Genomic DNA, 20,837 nt, shown 5'->3' on the forward strand with positions numbered 1-20,837 from the left:
TTTATTGAAAAAGCGGTCTGCCATGCATAAGAGCGTTCACTTCAGATTTCACTTTAGCCAGTTCGGCATCATTTTCAATGTTGTTTACAACCCGATCGACTAAATCTACAATTTTCGGCATATCTTCCTCTACCAGTCCGCGGGTTGTGATTGCTGCGGTTCCAATTCTGATTCCGGAAGTGACAAATGGAGATCTGTCATCGAAAGGAACCATATTTTTATTCACAGTAATATCTGCTTTTGTTAAAGCTTCTTCAGCTTCTTTACCACTAACATCTTTATTTCTTAAGTCGATAAGCATGCAGTGATTATCAGTTCCGCCAGAAATAATTTTATAGTCTTTTTCAACAAAAGCTTCAGCCATTTTCTTTGCATTCTTCTTCACCTGCACCGCGTAATGCAAAAATTCATCGGTCAAAGCTTCTCCAAAAGCCACTGCTTTAGCAGCAATAATATGCTCCAAAGGTCCTCCCTGATTTCCGGGGAAGATTCCGCTGTTAAGCATTGCAGACATTTTTTTTAGATTTCCGTTTTTAAGCTTTTCGCCAAATGGATTATCAAAGTCTTTACCCATCATAATAATACCACCTCGTGGTCCACGAAGAGTTTTATGAGTAGTAGAAGTTACTATGTGGCAATGTGGAATAGGATCGCTTAAAAGACCTTTTGCAATTAGCCCCGCCGGATGAGCGATATCAGCGAAAAGAATAGCACCAACACTATCTGCAATTTCCCTGAATCTTTTATAATCTATCTCACGTGAGTATGCTGAAGCACCGGCAATAATCATTTTCGGCTTCTCTTTTTCAGCAATTTCAGCAACTTTATCATAATCTATAAGACCGGTTTCTTTATCTACCCCGTAAAAAACAGGGTTATAAAGTCTTCCGGAGAAATTTACAGGAGAACCGTGCGTCAAATGCCCGCCGTGAGAAAGGTCAAAACCTAAAAATTTATCTCCCGGTTTCATACAGGTAGCGAAAACTGCTGTATTTGCCTGGGAACCGGAATGTGGCTGCACATTGGCATATTCGGCTCCAAAAAGTTCTTTTAATCGATCAATAGCTAATTGCTCAACCTTATCTACCACTTCACATCCTCCGTAATATCTCTTCCCGGGATAACCTTCTGCATATTTATTTGTAAGAACAGATCCTGCTGCTTCCAGCACCTGCTCACTCACAAAATTTTCACTGGCAATAAGCTCTAAACCATTTAGTTGACGTTCTTTTTCCTCTTGTATTAAATTAAAAATCTGGCTGTCTCGTTGCATTTCGAATTTTTTCGTTAAATATTCATCAAAAGTAATAAATACATTCCGTTAATTACAGGAAAATAATATATTTGAGTACATTAGATTTTAACAAAAAACCAAAAAATTCTATGCCAATTACTGCTAATGACCCGGGGCGAAAAACCTGGCTTGATATTCCTGAGGATACCGATTTTCCTATCCAGAATATCCCCTTTGGAGTTTTCCTTACAAGGGATGATATTATTACAATCGGTACCAGAATTGGAGATTATGCCATAGACTTGGGAGCTTTGCACCAACTTGGTTATTTTGACGGAATTCCATTAACCGATGATATCTTTTTACAGGATACATTAAATGATTTTATTTCTGATGGAAAGAAAACATGGCGTCTTGTAAGAAATCGTATTGCCAACATTTTTGATGCTAAAAATTTTAAATTAAAAGATAACCAGGACCACAGAAATACAGTTCTCTTTACCCTTGACGAGATTGAGATGCAAATGCCGGTGCAGGTTGGAGATTATACTGATTTCTATTCCAGTAAAGAACATGCTACCAACGTGGGTTCTATGTTTCGTGATGCTGAAAATGCACTTCTACCTAATTGGCTCCATATTCCTGTAGGTTACCACGGTAGGAGTTCCTCTATAATTCCTAGCGGAATCCCAGTCCATCGCCCGAAAGGTCAAACAATGCCTGAAGGTGCAGATAGTCCGGTTTTTGGCCCATCACAAAAGGTTGATTTTGAATTAGAGATGGCTTTTATCACCACAGATGCCAATCCTTTGGGAGAACCTATTCCGGTGGATGAAGCTGAAGATTATATATTTGGAATGGTCGTATTTAACGACTGGAGTGCGAGAGATATTCAAAAATGGGAATATGTGCCGCTTGGACCATTCCTGGCGAAGAATTTCGCCTCTTCTATCTCGCCATGGATCGTAACTATGGACGCACTCGAACCTTTCAGAACAAAAAGCCCGGAACCGGAAAAGGAACTGCTTCCTTATCTCCAGTACAAAGGCAAAAAGACATTCGACATTAATCTTGAAATTTCCATACAACCAGATAATGCTGAAGAAACGGTTGTGTCCAAAGCAAATTTTAAAGACCTTTACTGGAATATGAGTCAGCAACTAGCGCACCATACCGTAAATGGTTGCCCTGTAAATTCCGGGGATATGATGGCTTCAGGAACAATTTCAGGAACAGATAAAAATTCTTACGGATCTATGCTGGAACTTACCTGGAGCGGTAAAGAACCACTTAAGCTAAACGGAGGTAGCGAGAGAAAATTTATTGAAGATAATGATACTGTTATTATGCGCGGATATTGCCAGAGTGAGGGTCGCAGAATAGGGTTTGGTGAAGTAAAAACAAAGTTACTACCCGTTTTTGAGCCTAAAAAGAAATAATCTTTTTTAGTTCTTAAGTGAGATGAGAATAAAAAAAGCTGCCGGAATCCGGCAGCTTTTTTTATAATCTATTTTTTCTCTTCCCCTTTTTTCAGATCCTGAAAGTCAGTGTCACTTTCTCTTTCAGAATGCACTTCCGGAGTTTTATCTTCAGGATTTGACTCCAGCTCCTCTTCCTTTTTCTGGGTAGCGTCCTGGAATTCTTTCCGTGGACGATCCTTATCAGCTTTCTTTATTGCATCAAACCTCTTTTCGAGTTCTTTTATATCAATCTCTTTATCAACCATAATTTTATTATTGTTTATAAGATGAATTTACAAATGATGAAAAACTATTCCCATGAGATTAATAATGTTTAACAATAGATATTAAAATATTGAAAAAGTTTTTCTGATTTACCCTCTAGCTTTAGTAATTTGCAAGTGTTTTAGCATCAATATCCTGGTGAGACGCATGATGAACTACTTTTCCATCTCTTAAAATGATTAGCTGCGGACTTTCATGATGTACTGCAAAACGTGTAGCTATTTCGTTGGATACATCTCTATGATTCAAAAGATCCAAAAAGTAAAGCTTCACATTTTCATACTCATCCTTATAATCTGTTTCAAATTGCTTTAAAACCATCCTGCTAATTCCACAGCGGGTAGAATGCTTTAAAATAGCAACAGCATGATCTGCGGATTCTTTCTCTATCTCCTCCAGCTGTTCAATTGTGGTAAGTTGATGCCACGAAATTTTTTTTAATTCATCCTTGGCTATATCACGTTCACTTTTAAATACTTTATCAAAAATTCCCATTACTTTCTCTTTTGTGTAAATTTAAATCTTAATAACTCTAATAGCAATCTTAGAGAAGGCTTTTAATTAAACTTAACTAAAAAAATGTCGATTTGTCGCTAAATTTAAGTTTATACATGTCATTTTGTCGCGTTATCCGTTAGGTACATATATTGCTATTTCTAGAAAAAACCAGACGATGAATTTTAACAATTATACAATAAAATCACAGGAGGCCATTCAGCAGGCTCAGCAGCTTGCTCAGGAAATGGGCCATCAGCAAATAGAGAACGAGCACATTTTTAAGGCAATTACAAAAGTAGATGAAAATGTTACTCCGTTCCTGCTGAAAAAACTGAATATTAACGTGAATCTTTTTAACCAGATTTTGGACAACACTCTGGAAAGTTTTCCAAAGGTTAGTGGGGGCGATATTATGCTTTCCAGAGAAGCAGGAAAAACGGTTAATGAGGCATCTATAGTCGCTAAAAAGATGAACGATGAGTATGTTTCTGTCGAGCACCTAATATTGGCAATTTTCAGGTCTTCCAGTAAAGTTGCCCAAATTTTAAAAGATCAGGGCGCAACAGAAAAAGGACTAAAAGCGGCAATTGAAGAATTGCGCAAAGGCGACCGTGTAACTTCTCAAAGTGCCGAAGAAACGTACAATTCTTTGGATAAATATGCTAAAAACCTGAATCAGCTTGCGGAAGAAGGTAAACTGGATCCCGTGATTGGCAGAGATGAAGAGATACGCCGAATTTTGCAAATATTGTCCCGAAGAACAAAAAATAACCCAATGTTAGTGGGAGAACCGGGAACAGGAAAAACAGCAATAGCTGAAGGTCTTGCACATAGAATTGTAGACGGGGACATTCCTGAAAACCTTAAGGACAAGCGAATATATTCCCTTGACATGGGTGCTTTAATAGCCGGTGCAAAATATAAAGGTGAATTTGAAGAAAGACTAAAAGCGGTTATTAAGGAAGTCACAAGCAGCGATGGAAATATCGTGCTGTTCATAGACGAAATCCATACGCTGGTGGGCGCCGGTGGTGGGCAGGGAGCAATGGATGCAGCAAACATTCTTAAACCTGCACTTGCCCGTGGAGAATTACGCGCAATTGGAGCTACAACTTTGGACGAATATCAAAAATACTTTGAGAAAGACAAGGCACTGGAGCGACGTTTCCAAAAGGTGATCGTGGAAGAGCCGGATGTAGAAAGTGCTATTTCCATACTACGTGGAATAAAGGAAAAATATGAAACTCATCATAAAGTAAGAATAAAAGATGAGGCCATTATTGCAGCTGTAGAACTATCCCAGCGATATATTACCAATAGGTTTTTACCCGATAAGGCCATTGACCTTATGGATGAAGCAGCTTCTAAACTGAGAATGGAAATCAACTCCAAACCGGAAGAACTGGATGTATTGGATCGCAAGATCATGCAGTTGGAGATTGAAATTGAAGCTATCAAGCGCGAAAAAGATGAATCGAAACTGAAAATTTTACGTTCAGATCTGGCAAACCTGAAAGAGGACCGGAATGAGCTAAATGCACAGTGGAAAAATGAAAAAGAGCTGGTAGATAATATTCAGAATACAAAGTCTGACATCGAAAACTTCCGGCTGGAAGCTGAACGGGCAGAACGTGATGGGGATTACGGTAAAGTAGCCGAGATCCGCTATGGAAAAATTAAAGAAGCCCAGGAAAAACTGGAGAAGCTTCAGCAAAGTGTAGCCGAAAAACAGGATGGAAAGTCTTTGATTCAGGAGGAAGTTACCAATGACGATATTGCTGAAGTTGTGGCTAAATGGACCGGAATTCCTGTGACTAAAATGTTGCAAAGTGAAAGGGAGAAACTTCTTAAACTCGAAGATGAACTCCATAAGAGAGTCGTGGGACAGGAAGAAGCCATTCAGGCAGTTAGTGATGCGGTAAGACGAAGCAGAGCCGGATTGCAGGATCAAAACAGACCAATTGGTTCCTTCCTATTCCTTGGTACAACAGGTGTTGGTAAAACGGAGCTTGCAAAAGCGCTGGCAGAATACCTGTTCGATGACGAAGCTGCAATGACGCGTATCGACATGAGCGAATATCAGGAACGCCATTCGGTGAGCCGTCTGGTAGGTGCACCTCCGGGATATGTAGGTTATGATGAAGGCGGGCAGTTAACCGAGGCGGTTAGGAGGAAACCTTACTCTGTAATATTGTTGGATGAGATCGAAAAAGCGCATCCCGATACCTTCAATATCCTGCTCCAGGTTCTGGACGAAGGAAGGTTGACAGATAATAAAGGACGCCTTGCAGATTTCAAGAATACGATTATCATCATGACCTCCAACATGGGCAGCCATATTATTCAGGAGAAATTTGAAACAGTAAAAGATCCTGATACTGCAATGGAATCTGCAAAAATTGAAGTTTTGGGGTTACTGAAGCAAACGGTTCGACCTGAATTTATAAACAGGATTGATGATATTGTAATGTTTACGCCACTTACGCAGAAGGATATCCGGAAGATCGTTGATTTCCAGTTACGTGGAGTCAAAAAGATGCTGGCAAAGCAAAATATTGTGCTGGATGCGACAGAGGATGCAATTAGTTATCTCGCCTCCCGGGGATTTGATCCGCAGTTTGGAGCAAGGCCGGTTAAACGTGTGGTACAACGCGAAGTTTTAAATAAGCTTTCTAAAGAAATTTTAGCAGGCAAAGTAAACGCAGATAGCATCATTCTTCTGGATGAATTCGACGGTATTCTTGTATTCAGAAATCAGGAGCAATTAACGGAAAGTGAGTAATCTTCAATTAGATTTCATCATACAAAAGGCTGCAAAAATTTGCAGCCTTTTTCGATAATGGCCAAAATCAGATTACCACTTATCAATTTCTTTTCGCAATTCTTCTTTGCTTTTACCGGTTCGTTCTTGAAGACGACCTAACATTTCGTCAAATTTTCCTTCAGTATACGTGGTGTCATCATCAGTCACTTTACCGTATTTCTGTTTAAATGCTCCACGAATCTGCTTCCATTTTCCTTCAACTGTGTCATTATTCATAATCTATATATTTTGATTAATACTTTACTAAAATTATTCTAATAAACATTTCAACTCTCTCAAGGAATAGCCATTCTTCTCTTAATGATTTGTTATTTTTATTCCAAAAAGAAGAGCCATGAATAGATTAGCCGGCCTGGCCTTTGCCCTGCTGTTCATTAGTTGCGCAACGACCAAAAAAATTAATACGGAAAGGGCAAGATTTACTTTTTTAGATGACTTTGTTTTGGATTCAGATTTAAAGTTTGAAGACACTAAAGTAGGTGGTCTCTCCGGAATAGACTTCAGCAATGGTAAGTACTACATCATCTGTGATCAACCCTCTAATCCCAGATTTTATATTGCAGACATAAGAGTGAATGGCTTCTCAATAGATACCGTAGCTATTGAAAAAGTGGTGAAGATGAAAAAATCTCCAGGTTTAAAAGATCACTATCTGGACCCGGAATCCATAAGGTTTCAGCCAGAAGAGAATTCGGTAATTATCAGTAGCGAAGGACGTATAGCTGAGGGCAAAGATCCGGGAATCTTCAGGTTTTCAACAGATGGTGAGTTTATAGAAGGATACACGATTCCGGACTACTTCTTAGCTTCAGGAGAACAAAAACCACGTGATAATGGTGTTTTTGAAGGCATGGCTAAAAGCACTGATTCTCAAGGCTATTGGATCGCGACAGAATTACCGTTGGAACAAGATGGTCCCAAGCCTAAACTTTTTTCTACTACCTCCCCTGTACGGTTTACGTTGTTTAATTCCGAAGAAAATAAAGCGGTAAAACAATTTGCATACAAGCTGGATGGCATTACGAAAATCCCTTTCCTCTATTTTGCTGTAAATGGTGTTACGGAAATTCTGGAATACGAAAAGGAAAAGTTTCTTGTGCTGGAACGGTCCTTTTCTGCAGGACACGGCACTAATAGTAATACCGTAAAAATTTTTACCGCAGATGCCCAAAACGCCACAAATACAATGGATATAAACCGACTTCGAAAATCTGACTATCGATTTGCGGATAAAGAACTGGTCTTTAACTTTAAATCTGTAAAAAAGAAACTTTCTGAAGAAATAATAGATAATATTGAAGGGATGTGCTTCGGCCCGATCTTACCCAACGGAAATCGTTCTCTCGTTTTAATTTCTGACAATAACTTTAATAGCTTTGGAAAACAGCTCTCACAAATCATTCTTCTTGAAATAGAACATCTAAATTAGATCAAATTAAACCTGAAGATAATTTTCAACTTCAATCCATATCTTATGAAATATCTACTTTTAATTTCAGTCCTTCTCTTTGCCTCTTGTGCAGGAATAAAAAATGATGATTCGGTGACGACATATTACTTTATTCGTCATGCTGAAAAAGATATTACAGATGCAAAAGACGAAGATCCCGAGCTTACTGACGCAGGAAAAAGACGTGCTGAAAAATGGGCGGAAACTTTCAGAGAAGTAGATTTTGACCTTATTTACAGTTCCCAATATAAACGAACTGTAAATACCGCCACGCCAGTTGCTGAGTCGCAGGACAAGGAAATCCGGTATTTTAATACGCGAAAATTAAATGACCAGGCATTTCAGAAAGACACTAAAGGGAAAATTGTTCTGGTGGTGGGCCATAGTAATCTTAATCCGGAATGGGTGAACTATATTCTGAAAGATGAAAAATATTCTGATATTAATGAGAAAGAATATGGCAGCCTTTTTATTGTTACCATTCATCCTGACGACACCAGAACATCCCAGGTGCTTTATATAAATTGATTTTATAGCTTACGGAAGCTACAGGCTTTACTAACTTTTAAACTCCCTGAAGAAGACATCCCGGGAATGGTTCCGGCAGTGGGCTTTATCGCCTTTGGGATTTAAGACCTTTATAAAAATTACAATCGCACCTAAACTGAATAAGTCCTACAGAATTAGAAAAAAAACTGCAGGACCTTACTTCTTCTTACCATTGTATTACTGCACTTGCCCATGTGAACCCACTCCCAAAAGCAGCGAGTACCACAACATCACCTTCTTTTACTTTCCCTTCTTCCCAGGCTTCAGTTAAAGCTATTGGAATCGAAGCCGCCGTTGTATTGCCATACTTCTGAATGTTATTAAATACCTGGTCATCTTTTAATTTAAATTTTTGCTGAATAAATTGCGAAATTCTAAGGTTTGCCTGGTGCGGAATGAGCATATCGATATCTTTTACCTCCAGTCCATTTGCTGTTAGTCCTTCCATGATTACTTCCGAAAAACGGACTACGGCATTTTTAAAAACAAACTGCCCATTCATATAAGGATAATAATGAATATCATCTCCCTGCGGATTTTCAGCAATGATCTCTGGCACCCAGTGGTTCGTACTGGGGCCCTGTAAAGAAAGTTCCAGCGCATGCTTCCCTTCAGAATGTAGATGAGTGGATAAAATTCCCTGGCTGTTATGGTCACTTCTTGTAAGAACGGCAGCTCCTGCCCCGTCTCCAAAAATTACAGAAACAGAACGACCACGGGTAGTCATATCTAATCCCCCGCTATGATTTTCACTACCGATAACCAGAACGTTTTTGTACATTCCTGTTTTAATAAACTGATCTGCTACCGAAATCGCATAGATAAAGCCACTACATTGATTTCTGACATCCAAAGCAGGACAGGTTTTTATATCAAGCATTTCCTGTACCTGCACACCACAACCAGGAAAATAATAGTCTGGACTTAGCGTGGCAAAAACAATAAGATCTATATCATCTTTTGAAATTTTGGCTCTTTCTAAAGCAATTTTAGCAGCTTTCACGCCCATTATTGCAGTGGAGTTGCCATCTCCTTTTTTAATGTGTCGCCGCTCCTTTATTCCTGTTCTTTCCTGGATCCACTCATCATTGGTATCCATGATTTCTGCAAGATCTTCATTTGTAACAACATTCTCTGGAACATAACTTCCTAAACCTGCAATTTTAGATTGATACATATTTTACAATTTGAATTTTCTTTATTCTTCCCCATCAATTTAAGCAATTCAGCAAAAATTATGGTCGCAATATAATAAAGATTAACACTTTCTAAAACATCATTCATTGATTAAAGGACCTACTTAAAATTAAAATGCCCTCAAATAGAAAATCTATTTGAAAATTTTCACTAACATAAAAAGCCCGCTATGCGAGCTTTTATAATTCGTCTTAAGTAGACAAAGTTTCTACATATCACCAGCAGTGTTGTAGTAGGAACCATAGGCATCGTACTCATTTTGGTCTAGAGAGCCATCCCTGTTACGGTCCATATAACTGTAAACTCCTGTGTTAAATTCATCCTGATTTACATTTCCATCACGGTTTGTGTCGTAGCTACTATAAAAGTCTGAGTCTCTAAAACTCTCCTGATATTCCTCACTACTCAGGTTTCCATCCCGATTGGTGTCGTAGTCATCATAGGTCCTGGAATCTATATAGTCACCGTACATGTTGTCATAACCTTCATTCCACTCATCTTCAGAAATTTGGTTATCCCTGTCTCGATCCACATTTCTGTACGTGTTTTCATAGAATTCACGTTCATCAACATTATCATCATTGTTTTGGTCCCAGTTGGCGTTTGTGTTGTTGTACTGATCGTCAAACTCAGTCCGATCTATAGTTCCATCCATGTTGCCATCGTAATCATCATACCCGGTATTTTGTCCAACGACTATTGAGCTTAGGAACAAGAATGCACCAAGTACAATTAAAGTTTGCATTTTCATAATATATTTTTTTAATGGTTAAACTTAGAATGAATATAAAAATACAAGCTTCTGTCCTAAAGAGATTTCTCTAAATTTAACAAGCGAAACTTCCTTTTTTACCACTATAATAACAAATAGGGACGAGCAGCAAAAGCTAAGACATAGAAAAGCGCATTCTTAATAAAAAGAACACGCTTTTCACAACCTAACCAATAAACCAATTCTTACAAATATTTCTTGTACCTATTCACATCTACCTTTGCTTCCAGATCATGAAGCAGATTATATAATCCAAAGAAAGTCCTGCTCATATATAAAAAGTGGCGGCTGCCCCTGTTTCCATTCATTTTTCGAAGTTCTGGATCTTTAGAATATCTTTCACTAAGTGCTGTAAGGTGCTTCCAGAAGGCTTCATCTGTAAAATCGAATACTTCAGATTGATATGGAGTAGAAAACATAATAAACATCTCATAGAACATTTCAGAAAAAAAAGAAACCTCCTTTGCACTGTCAGCCTCAGTGATGATCTCGAGCTTTTGCAACTGCTCGGTAAAATATTCAGGGTTTTCCAGGTTCTTCCTATCAGTTAAAGAAAAATATGGTTCATAGAAATCAGCAGGGATTTTTTTAATACAACCAAAATCTATGGCTATCAAATTATCTTCTTTATCTACTAAAAAATTACCAGGATGTGGATCTGCATGCACTTCTTTCAAACCATGTATTTGGAACATATAAAAATCCCAAAGTGCCTGTCCTATTTTGTTTGCTTTTTCCTGATCATTATTCAGTTTGGCAAAATCATTGAGATGCTTTCCTTCCATCCAGTCCATTGTAATAATTTTTTCGCTGGACAAATCTTTATAATACTTAGGAAATCTAAGGTTGGGAATATGAGCACAAGCTTCAGAAATATGTATGCTCTGCTCCACTTCCAAAACATAATTTGTTTCTTCCAGCAGCTTCCCCTCTACCTCCTTAAAATATTTTTCTGAATCCTTCGCCTGAAGGTTAAACATCTTTAATGCTATAGGTTTTACCATTGCAAGATCTGAACTGATACTGTCTGCAACCCCTGGATATTGGATTTTCACAGCAAGTTTCTTCCCATCTTTAGTGGCCTGGTGCACCTGTCCGATGCTGGCCGCATTTACAGATTGGGTTGCAAACGTATCATATAGATCTTCTGGAAATGTTCCATGGTATTTTTTAAAGGTTTTTCGAACTAAAGGCGCCGATAATGGAGGAACACTAAACTGTGCAAGACTAAATTTCTCCACATACGCACTTGGCAACAAATTTTTCTCCATAGAAAGCATTTGGGCCACTTTAAGCGCGCTTCCTTTCAAGCTTTTAAGGCCGTCGTAAATGTCACTGGCATTACTTTCGTCCAGTTCATCCCTTGTTAACTGATTATTGAAGGCTTTTTTACTATAATACTTAATGTAATTCCCTCCTATTTTTACACCGGTACGCACCATTTTGGAGCTACGACCTAACTTTCCTGTGGGTATTTTGTCTATTGTTTTCATCTTATATACGGCTTATGCCATTTTTTCTTTCCATAGAAATTTGCCAAAATCCACTATACGATCCAAAGGTGTACTGTCAAAAACGTCAAATATCGTATTTACAGATTTTTCTATGGCTACATCTGTACGTTCAAATCCTGGAGAATTATCATCTTTCCAGAATCTCAAAAGGAACAGCAATTGTATCCAAGCACCTTCTGAAAACACAGCTTCAGATTGTCTTATTACGTTTACGGACTTTTCCTGGTTACCCTCTCTCACTAAATTTGCAGCAAAAGATTTCACTTTTTTCCGAAGACCTTTTAACTGCTCCAGATTTTTAAGTGACATTTCACCCTTTTTCAGCGTAAATAATACATAACTTCTATTGGCCGTAAGGATTTCAAAAAAAGTATAAAAGAACGTGAGCATCTTTTCCCTGTTAGAGAACGATTCATATTCCGGACTCTTGCCGATTACATTTAAAGCATGATCATAAAAACGGCTCCAAATTCCTTTTTCAAGACCCTCAAAACTTCCAAAAAACTGGTAGAATTCCTGCTCGTCAATTTTATTCTCTTTACAAAATTTATATACAGTTCCCGGAGTCTTTTCCTCCTCCAGAACATAATCCATATATAAACTTATAAGACGATCCTCATCAAGTTTTTTCTTAGTGGTACCTGTTTTAGCTGTCATAACTCTTAATTTTTCTATTCAAATATAGTTACTTGTTCAACATTTATAAGTGAATGTTAAACAAAATGTTTGTTAAATATTTCCTTTTCAGTAGTATTCCATAATTTAGACGCCGAAACTGGCAAAACCTTACATCTTGCTATGTCAGTTTGTCAGCGGCAGTTCAATGGTACTTTTTTTGACCTTAATGAGCCGAATGATTAACAAATAAAAAATTATATATGGCAACCGGAAATATTAATGTGTCTGTAGAGAACATTTTTCCTCTTATTAAGAAGTTCTTATACAGTGATCATGAGATCTTCCTAAGGGAGTTGATTTCTAACGCAACCGATGCAACCCTTAAACTGAAACATCTTACCAGCATTGGGGAAGTATCTGTAGAATACGGAAATCCTGTTATAGAAGTAAAAGTTGATAAAGAAGGTAAAAAACTTCACGTTATCGACCAGGGAATTGGGATGACCAAAGAGGAAGTTGAGAAGTATATTAATGAAGTAGCTTTTTCAGGAGCTGAAGAATTTCTTGAAAAATATAAAGATTCTGCTAAAGACAGCGGAATCATAGGACACTTTGGTCTTGGTTTTTATTCTGCATTTATGGTGGCTCATAAGGTGGAAATAATCACAAAATCTTTTAAAGACGAACCAGCTGCTCATTGGACTTGTGAAGGAACTACAAAATTCACTTTAGAAGAAGGAGATAAGCAGGAGCGCGGTACAGAAATTATTCTTCATATTAATGAAGATGAAGAAGAATTCCTGGAAGAAAACAGAATTCAGGAGTTATTGGTGAAGTATAACAAGTTTATGCCAATCCCAATTAAATTTGGAACTACAGAAGAAACTCTTCCGTTACCTGAAGATGCTCCCGAAGACGCTGAGCCGGAAACAAAGACCGTAGACAATATTATTAATAATCCCGAGCCGGCCTGGACAAAGCAGCCAACCGAGCTTGAAGAAAAGGATTATAATAATTTCTACCGCGAATTGTACCCCATGCAGTTCGAGGAGCCGTTATTCCACATCCATTTAAATGTAGATTATCCTTTTAATCTTACAGGAATTTTATATTTCCCTAAGATGAATCAGGATATGAACATCCAGAAAGATAAAATCCAGCTTTATCAAAATCAGGTATATGTTACCGATAATGTTGAAGGGATTGTACCGGAATTTTTAACAATGTTACGCGGAGTAATAGATTCTCCTGATATTCCTTTGAACGTTTCACGATCTTACCTTCAGGCAGATTCTTCAGTTAAGAAAATCTCCAGTTATATTACCCGTAAGGTTGCAGATAAGTTGAAAACGCTTTTCAACAATAATCGTGAAGATTTCGAAAAGAAATGGAACGACATTAAAATCGTTATTGAGTACGGAATGCTTTCAGAAGAAAAATTCTTTGACAAAGCACAAAGTTTCGCACTTTATCCCACGGTAGACAATAAATACTACACTTTTGAAGAACTTGAGGAAAAGATAAAGGAAAACCAGACCGACAAGGACGGAAATATGGTTGTACTTTATGTTTCCAACCAGGATGAGCAACACAGCTACATCCAGGCGGCCAAAGACAAAGGTTACCAGGTACTACTTTTAGATTCACCAATCATTTCTCATTTGCTACAGAAACTGGAATCTTCTAAAGAAAAACTTTCTTTTGTACGTGTAGATTCTGATCACGTGAACAACCTCATCAAAAAAGATGATGAAAATATCTCTAAACTTTCAGATGAAGAAAAGGAGAAATTGAAATCTGATTTTGAAAAAGTTGTTCCGAAGGAAAAGTATACTGTACAATTAGAAGCTATGGATAGCGATGCTGCACCGCTCATTATTACTCAACCGGAGTTTATGCGTCGTATGAAGGAAATGCAACAAACCGGCGGCGGTGGAATGTTTGGAATGGGCAATATGCCAGAGATGTACAATCTTGTGGTAAATACCAACCACGATTTAATTTCTGAAATTCTAAACACGAAAACTGACAAAAAACAGGAGCGCCTTATAAAGCAATCCCTGGATTTAGCCAGGTTATCTCAGAATTTACTTAAAGGAGAAGAATTAACTGCTTTTATAAAGCGTAGCTTCGATATGGTGAAGTAATTGAACACATTATAAATGACAAAACCGCTTTGCTGCAATTACAGTAAAGCGGTTTTTTAATTCTATATTGGCCAAATATAAGCAACCAGTGCTACATAATCTAAAAGAAAATAAACTGAAATCCAGACAACAGGTAATTGGATTCTTTTGCGCATTCCGCTTAAAAGAAATAGATTTTATACCTCGGTTGCAATTTTTCTCCCGGAAATATTTCTGTAAATAATTTGATAGAATTGCTGAACATCATAAGGTTTAACAATAATGTCATCCATCCCGGCCTTGAATATTTTCTCACGCATCTCCTCTACTTCTACAGCCGTTAACGCCACAATCGACACCGTAGAATTAAATTTCCGAATATTTATTGTAGCTTCCAAGCCACCCATCCCGGGCATATTAAGATCCATAAGAACAAGGTTATAATCATTTGCTTTTACCTTATTAACAGCCTCCTCACCATCACCGGCAACTTCGCAAATAAATTTTTTCTTCTCAAGGATCCTGCTGGTAACTACCTGATTAATTCGATTATCATCTACAATAAGAACCCGTTGCGGAATAGGATTTTCCATCACAGATTCTTCATTTTCCACTTTTTTAGCAGATCCTTCTTTTTTAGAAATATCCTTTTTAAAGCCTATTGTAAAGTTAAATTTAGATCCTTTACCTTTTTCGCTTTCTAAAATTATTTTGGAGTCGAAAAGTTCAAGTAGTTTTTTGACAATTGGAAGCCCCAAACCTGTACCCTGATAGTTGTAGTTGGAAGTATTTAACTGCGAGAACTCCTCAAATATATGATTTTGCTTATTCTCAGGGATACCAATACCGTTGTCTTTTACTTCAAATAAAATAAAGTACATCTCGTCTTCATTCTTCTTTTTAAGCTTAGCAGAAAGGTGAATATCACCCCTTTCTGTAAATTTCACGGCATTCCCCACCAGGTTCATTAAAACCTGTGAAAGTCGTACAGGATCTCCCATTAAGTAAGATGGGATATCATCATCAATATGAATATGAATACGATTGTCGTTTTGGATACGGGCAAACTCAAAAGTATTTAAGATACTGCTCATTAAATCTTTAAGATGAAATGATACCTTCTCAAGTTTTACCAGGTTTGATTCCATTTTGTTCATCTGCAGTACGTCATTAATAAGAGCTAAAAGATAATCTGCAGAAAATTTCAAAGACTTTAAATCGCTTTGGTGCTTTGTTAGACTTTTATCTTCTAATAAAAGAGAAGTCAATCCAACAACTCCATACAATGGAGTTCTTATCTCATGGCTGACTGTTGAAAAAAATTGTGTTTTCAACCTGGAAAGATGTTCCGCCTGATTTTTAGATTCATATAGCTCATTATTCTTAATTTTTAACTCATCAATCAGCTTCTTTCTATCACGGTTAATTTTATTAAGTACAATAAGAATAATTATTAAAACAATGGAAGATACCACCATTATATAAATTTTCTCATTAGATTTTTCTATAATTTCGGCCTGAAACTGCTGCTCTTTTTCTGCTAAATTGAGGTTATTCTGATAGTCATTATTATCAAACTTTGCGTTAGCTATATTGATTTGCCGCAGTCGTTCCTGTTCAAAAATTTTAGAATTATAATCTTTAAATTTTTCCAGAGCCAGATAAGCTTCCTCATACTTTTCCAGTTTAAAAAGTAATTTAGAATATTCTTTATATGCCAGCGATGCCTCCAGCAGGTATAAATCCTTTTCGGCCTTAGAAATGGCATTTTTAAAATAGGGTTCTGCCATTTCAAGCTGCCCCATACCTACAAAATACCGTCCGGTGAGGTAATTAATTGATGAGAGCAAATAGCTGTCTTCTTCATCAGAACCTTTCACGAGATCCCATACTTCCCAAAGGTAAGGACCAGCTTTATCATATTTTCCATTATCAATATAGGTCCAGGCAATATTATTAGTAGGATAAAGAACTTCCCTCTCAATTCCCATTTTTCTTGCAATGGCAATCGCTTCGTTATAATAATCAATTCCCAATTGCCGGATTTCTATATCTTTATCTTCAGAAAAGATGTTCCCCAAATTATTATTTGCCCAAAGAACAAGAGTATCATTGTTTGATTTTATAGCATAACGCAGAGCCTCCTCGTAGTTCTTCTGGGCACGTAATGTATCCTTTAAATCGGTATAGCTGCCACCAAGAATATTATAGGCATGATAAAGGTACTCGTTGTTATCCCGTAACTTAGCTTCCTTAATTAATTTTCTTGCCTCGGTTATGGCATCGTAATAATTGTAATCGTAAGAATAATTTGCAGAAATATCATATAGGGAATCCAGGAAAGGATCAGAATATGGATTCTCCTGGGCAAAAGCCTGTATGGAAAATAGAAAAAGAAGAAGCCTGTAGTAGCCTTTTTTCAATTAGTAATGGGTTAAGTTAGAGATTCTAGGGACACGAAAATTACTGCATTTCAATGAACTACACAAGAATTTTTAGGATTAAGGTTCCCCGCTGTTTCCCATAACGATTGGGTTTAGGAGATTTTTTCCTTTATATTTAAACAAAAACCAATATGAACCTCCCGTGGCATCTTTATTTTATGGCTGGAATTTACATAGTTGCCGGTATCATGCATTTTCTAAGGTCCAGAATGTACATGCGAATAATGCCACGTTATTTACCTGCACATAAAGCCCTGGTTTATTTGAGTGGTATTGCAGAAATAATTTTAGGAGCAGCTTTGCTATTTGAAACTTGGAGGAATAAAGCTGTTTACGGGATTATCTTCATGCTAACAGTTTTTTTGCTTGTTCATTTTTATATGTTATCTTCAGAAAAAGCCGCTGCAGGAATTCCGAGGTGGGTTCTGATCCTTAGGATTCCTCTTCAGTTTTTTCTTATGTGGTGGGCGTGGCAATATCTTCAATATTAAAATAATGGATTCAGAAATAATTGATCTTCCTGACGCAGAACTTCTTTATTTTCCTCACTTTTTTCCTGAAACTGAAGCGGATACTTATTTCGAAAATTTGCTTAGTGATATTGAATGGAGACAGGAAAAAATTAGATTATTCGGCAAAGAAGTTCTACAACCCAGACTTACGGCCCTATATGCAAATAATAACAAAACCTACACCTACTCTGGCTTAATATTACAACCCGAAAATTTTTCTAAAGAATTACATCAGATAAAAACTGCTGTAGAAAAAGTCTGTACTATAAATTTCAGCACCTGTCTGTTAAATTTATACCGAAGCGGACAGGATAGCATGGGCTGGCATGCTGATGATGAAAAGGAACTGGGAGTAAACCCCGAAATTGCTTCAGTAAGTTTTGGAGCAGAAAGGATCTTTCATTTCAAACATAAAACAAAAAACACAAAGCACAAGCTTATCCTGAAGCATGGAAGTTTACTCATTATGAGAGGCAGCACCCAACACTTCTGGAAACATCAACTTCCAAAGTCAAGAAAGGACATAGGAAGCAGGATCAATCTTACCTTCAGAAGAATAATCTGATCATTTGTAAATCTCATTCAGCACCTCTGCCAAACGAAGTCCGCCTTTTTGTAACTGCTCCAACACCAAAGGAAATCTCTTGTACATATAATCATAGCCGAGTTTTTCGCCACTGTCCACAGAAGCATAAAGTTCATCTGCAAGATCCCGGGACTCATACACCCAGTCCAGAAGATTGCCAGATGTAATTTGAGCCCTCTCTTCTTTTGAAAGTTCATTGGTATTCTCCGCAAGTTCAGTATAGCTCATCTGGAAAGAGTTAATCATTTTGCTATCCCACACACTGTGAATGTTGGTACCATCTCCAAACCATCTCACCTGGATGTCATTACCTCCTTTATCTTCACTCCTGCCGGCGTGAAAAGGCTGATGAAGATCACCCATGAAATGAATTAACATTTTTAAAAAAAACTGCTTGTCCTCTTTAGAAGCATTTTCATCTTTTAAAACAGCAGTACATTTTTCTATAGCTTGTACCAGGTCTCCACGTGGATTTGCTTCTTCCCGATTATACTCCTCTTCTTCAGGATCAATATTCACATAATGCCATGGCCCGTATTGCCTGAATTTAGGATCGCTCTTAATATCATCGGCATAATTTGCCACAAAAGCCAGGCTTCTTCCGTTTAGTAATTTATCTATGGCCTTTTGTGCTTTTTTAGAAAGATGGGCCTCAGCAATTTCAGCAGTGGCACGGTGGCCGGTCTTCCCCCAATCCCCATTATTGGCAAAAGAAAGCTGCACAATAAAAATAGACAAGAGAGCAAATAAGAAGGATTTCATAGCAGGTAATTTTTCAGCAAATATAATCAAGCTGCACAAAATGAATGTTAAAATTAATATTTTATCAATTTAAAGTAATACATTTATAATATCATTTTAATATCAACCAACAATTTTAGTCATGACTCAGGAAAAAGGTTTAAATCCATCAAACGGATATGTAATGTTATTTATCTTTCTTATCCTCTTCATTGGAAGCATCATAGGCTTCGCAATGTTTAAAAGCGTATGGCTCGGTTTGTCTTTTCTCGCCGCTCTTATTATTTTGCCAGGGTTAATATTAGTTAATCCAAACGAATCCAGAGTTTTATTACTCTTTGGTGATTATAAAGGTACCGTCAAAAAAAACGGTCTTTTCTGGGTTAATCCGTTTTATACAAAAAAGAAAATTTCCCTTCGTGCCAGGAACTTTGACAGTGAACGGCTTAAAGTAAACGATAAACTGGGAAACCCGGTTATGATTAGCACTATTCTTGTTTGGCGGGTAATGGACACCTATAAAGCTTCTTTTGATGTCAATAACTTTGAAAATTTTGTGGTGGTACAAACAGATGCCGCAGTGCGAAAATTGGCAAGTTTATATCCTTATGATAACTTTGCAGATGAAGGTCTGGATGAGGACATCACCCTTCGCTCCAGCGTAAACGAAGTTAGTGAAGCGTTGGAAAAAGAACTGGAAGAACGTCTATTTATCGCAGGAATTGAAGTTTTGGAGGCCAGGATTGGTTACCTCGCTTATGCCAACGAAATTGCCAGTGCCATGTTAAAGCGACAGCAGGCAACGGCTATTGTTGCTGCCAGGCACAAGATTGTAGAAGGTGCAGTAGGTATGGTAGAGATGGCTTTGAATGAATTAAGCAGGAAAGAAATTGTAAATCTTGATGACGAGCGCCGGGCCGCAATGGTTAGCAACCTCATGGTAATTCTCTGCGGAGATAAAGATGCCTCCCCTGTGGTAAATGCAGGAACTTTAAATCATTAAAAATAACAAATTTTGCTTTTGGAGATTAGGAACCTTTGAACCTCTAAAAAAACTATTATAAATTATCAGCAATAAAAGCCATATGCTCAAAATCACAATTATCGGCCTGTTTCTCCTTTTTAATATTCAGCCGACTATGGCTCAGGAAACTTTTACTGAAGAGGAGTTGACGATCAATAATTTTGTCGACGGGACATTAGCAATTCCTGCAGAAGGCACAGCTTCTTCTTTGGTAATTTTAATCCAGGGATCGGGACCCACCGACAGGAATAGCAATCAACCCATGATGAAGAACGATGCCTTGAAGAAAATGGCCCATCGTTTAGCTGAAGAAGGAATTGCCAGTTTTCGGTACGATAAAAGAATCATGAAGATTGGTCAGTCAGAACTAAAGGAAAAGGATCTTCGTTTTACCAATTTTGTTGAAGATGCCAATACAGTGCTGGACTACTTCAGAAAAAATGAAGAGTATGAGAGAATAATTGTAGCCGGACACAGCCAGGGTTCCTTGGTGGGTATGCTTGCGGCAAATAATAAGGCTGATGCTTTTATCTCCCTGGCCGGTGCGGGTCGTAGTATTGATGATATTATTACTGAACAAATTGGCAACCAATTACCAGAGCTTAAGGAAGGTACCAGAGCTGCTTTGGATGAAATAAAGCAGAAAGGAAGCACCACCAGTTATCATCCTTTTCTGGAATCCATGTTCAGAGCAGATGTACAACCATTTCTTGCCTCCTGGATTCAGTTTGATCCTGCTTTAGAAGTCGCAAAGCTGGAAATACCGATTTTAATCATCAACGGAACTTCCGATGTCCAGATGAATGTAAAAGAAGCAGAATTACTTAAAGAAGCAAAACCAGACTCAGAAATGGCAATTATCGACAATATGAATCACGTTTTCAGGGAAATCCAGGGAAATGACCAGCTGGCAAATTCAAAATCTTATAACGAACCCAACCGGCCGTTACACCCTGAACTGATCCCTATAATGATAGATTTTATACGGAATCTGGAAAAATAA

General features: G+C 37.6%; 19 protein-coding genes. 9 read left to right on the top strand and 10 right to left on the bottom strand.

All coding sequences use genetic code 11. The features are described 5' to 3' along the window. Nucleotide 1 precedes the first annotated feature (1 nt). Complete coding sequence (gene glyA / locus RM541_RS10310; RefSeq protein WP_311500081.1) at nt 2–1,273, bottom strand: serine hydroxymethyltransferase; 1,272 nt, start codon at nt 1,271–1,273, stop codon at nt 2–4. Nucleotides 1,274–1,383: 110 nt separating this feature from the next. Here glyA and fahA point away from each other — a divergent pair, with 110 nt between their 5' ends. Then, entirely contained in the window at nt 1,384–2,673 is a 1,290-nt protein-coding gene (gene fahA, locus RM541_RS10315; RefSeq protein WP_311500263.1) for a fumarylacetoacetase, read from the top strand. 68 nt (nt 2,674–2,741) lie between these two features. Here the strand turns inward: fahA and RM541_RS10320 are convergent, their stop codons facing one another. Together RM541_RS10320 and ytxJ are read right to left on the bottom strand one after the other, a co-directional pair. After that, entirely contained in the window at nt 2,742–2,960 is a 219-nt protein-coding gene (locus RM541_RS10320; protein WP_311500082.1) for a hypothetical protein, read from the bottom strand. Nucleotides 2,961–3,081: 121 nt separating this feature from the next. Beyond that, nucleotides 3,082–3,474, bottom strand: coding sequence for a bacillithiol system redox-active protein YtxJ (gene ytxJ, locus RM541_RS10325; protein ID WP_311500083.1), 393 nt, complete (start codon nt 3,472–3,474; stop codon nt 3,082–3,084). 178 nt (nt 3,475–3,652) lie between these two features. Between ytxJ and clpB the strand changes: the two genes are divergently transcribed. After that, nucleotides 3,653–6,259, top strand: coding sequence for an ATP-dependent chaperone ClpB (gene clpB, locus RM541_RS10330; RefSeq protein ID WP_311500084.1), 2,607 nt, complete (start codon nt 3,653–3,655; stop codon nt 6,257–6,259). A 72-nt stretch (nt 6,260–6,331) separates the two neighbouring features. On the opposite strand, the gene RM541_RS10335 is transcribed toward clpB, so the two are convergent. Continuing rightward, nucleotides 6,332–6,517 (bottom strand): CsbD family protein, encoded by a 186-nt coding sequence (locus RM541_RS10335; RefSeq protein ID WP_311500085.1) that lies wholly within the window; start codon nt 6,515–6,517, stop codon nt 6,332–6,334. Nucleotides 6,518–6,635: 118 nt separating this feature from the next. Between RM541_RS10335 and RM541_RS10340 the strand changes: the two genes are divergently transcribed. Further along, entirely contained in the window at nt 6,636–7,730 is a 1,095-nt protein-coding gene (locus RM541_RS10340; RefSeq protein WP_311500086.1) for an esterase-like activity of phytase family protein, read from the top strand. Nucleotides 7,731–7,775: 45 nt separating this feature from the next. Further along, nucleotides 7,776–8,279, top strand: a complete 504-nt coding sequence (locus tag RM541_RS10345) for a phosphoglycerate mutase family protein (RefSeq protein WP_311500087.1) — start codon at nt 7,776–7,778, stop codon at nt 8,277–8,279. A 187-nt stretch (nt 8,280–8,466) separates the two neighbouring features. On the opposite strand, the gene RM541_RS10350 is transcribed toward RM541_RS10345, so the two are convergent. From RM541_RS10350 to RM541_RS10365, 4 genes are all read right to left on the bottom strand, one after another. After that, complete coding sequence (locus RM541_RS10350) at nt 8,467–9,477, bottom strand: 3-oxoacyl-ACP synthase III family protein (RefSeq protein ID WP_311500088.1); 1,011 nt, start codon at nt 9,475–9,477, stop codon at nt 8,467–8,469. 228 nt (nt 9,478–9,705) lie between these two features. After that, a complete protein-coding gene (locus RM541_RS10355) occupies nt 9,706–10,248 on the bottom strand; it encodes an EF-hand domain-containing protein (RefSeq protein ID WP_311500089.1) in 543 nt (180 codons plus the stop codon). A 206-nt stretch (nt 10,249–10,454) separates the two neighbouring features. Continuing rightward, nucleotides 10,455–11,762: an ABC1 kinase family protein gene (locus tag RM541_RS10360; protein WP_311500090.1), complete on the bottom strand. Its 1,308-nt coding sequence runs from the start codon at nt 11,760–11,762 to the stop codon at nt 10,455–10,457. A 12-nt stretch (nt 11,763–11,774) separates the two neighbouring features. Continuing rightward, entirely contained in the window at nt 11,775–12,440 is a 666-nt protein-coding gene (locus RM541_RS10365) for a TetR family transcriptional regulator C-terminal domain-containing protein (RefSeq protein ID WP_311500091.1), read from the bottom strand. 221 nt (nt 12,441–12,661) lie between these two features. On the opposite strand from RM541_RS10365, the gene htpG reads away from it, so the two are divergent. After that, a complete protein-coding gene (gene htpG / locus RM541_RS10370; protein ID WP_311500092.1) occupies nt 12,662–14,548 on the top strand; it encodes a molecular chaperone HtpG in 1,887 nt (628 codons plus the stop codon). Between the two features lie 176 nt (nt 14,549–14,724). Here htpG and RM541_RS10375 read toward each other — a convergent pair whose 3' ends face one another. Beyond that, complete coding sequence (locus RM541_RS10375; RefSeq protein WP_311500093.1) at nt 14,725–16,950, bottom strand: hybrid sensor histidine kinase/response regulator; 2,226 nt, start codon at nt 16,948–16,950, stop codon at nt 14,725–14,727. A gap of 152 nt (nt 16,951–17,102) precedes the next feature. Between RM541_RS10375 and RM541_RS10380 the strand changes: the two genes are divergently transcribed. Then, the gene (locus RM541_RS10380) at nt 17,103–17,462 is read left to right on the top strand and encodes a DoxX family protein (RefSeq protein ID WP_311500094.1); all 360 of its coding nucleotides are present in this window, start codon (nt 17,103–17,105) and stop codon (nt 17,460–17,462) included. A gap of 4 nt (nt 17,463–17,466) precedes the next feature. Next, nucleotides 17,467–18,048: an alpha-ketoglutarate-dependent dioxygenase AlkB family protein gene (locus RM541_RS10385; RefSeq protein ID WP_311500095.1), complete on the top strand. Its 582-nt coding sequence runs from the start codon at nt 17,467–17,469 to the stop codon at nt 18,046–18,048. On the opposite strand, the gene RM541_RS10390 is transcribed toward RM541_RS10385, so the two are convergent. After that, nucleotides 18,049–18,831, bottom strand: coding sequence for a S1/P1 nuclease (locus tag RM541_RS10390; RefSeq protein ID WP_311500096.1), 783 nt, complete (start codon nt 18,829–18,831; stop codon nt 18,049–18,051). 121 nt (nt 18,832–18,952) lie between these two features. Between RM541_RS10390 and RM541_RS10395 the strand changes: the two genes are divergently transcribed. Together RM541_RS10395 and RM541_RS10400 are read left to right on the top strand one after the other, a co-directional pair. Continuing rightward, a complete protein-coding gene (locus RM541_RS10395) occupies nt 18,953–19,813 on the top strand; it encodes an SPFH domain-containing protein (protein ID WP_311500097.1) in 861 nt (286 codons plus the stop codon). An 82-nt stretch (nt 19,814–19,895) separates the two neighbouring features. Then, nucleotides 19,896–20,837, top strand: a complete 942-nt coding sequence (locus tag RM541_RS10400) for an alpha/beta hydrolase (protein WP_311500098.1) — start codon at nt 19,896–19,898, stop codon at nt 20,835–20,837.

Source organism: Autumnicola psychrophila, assembly GCF_031846645.1.
Taxonomy (GTDB): domain Bacteria; phylum Bacteroidota; class Bacteroidia; order Flavobacteriales; family Flavobacteriaceae; genus Autumnicola; species Autumnicola psychrophila.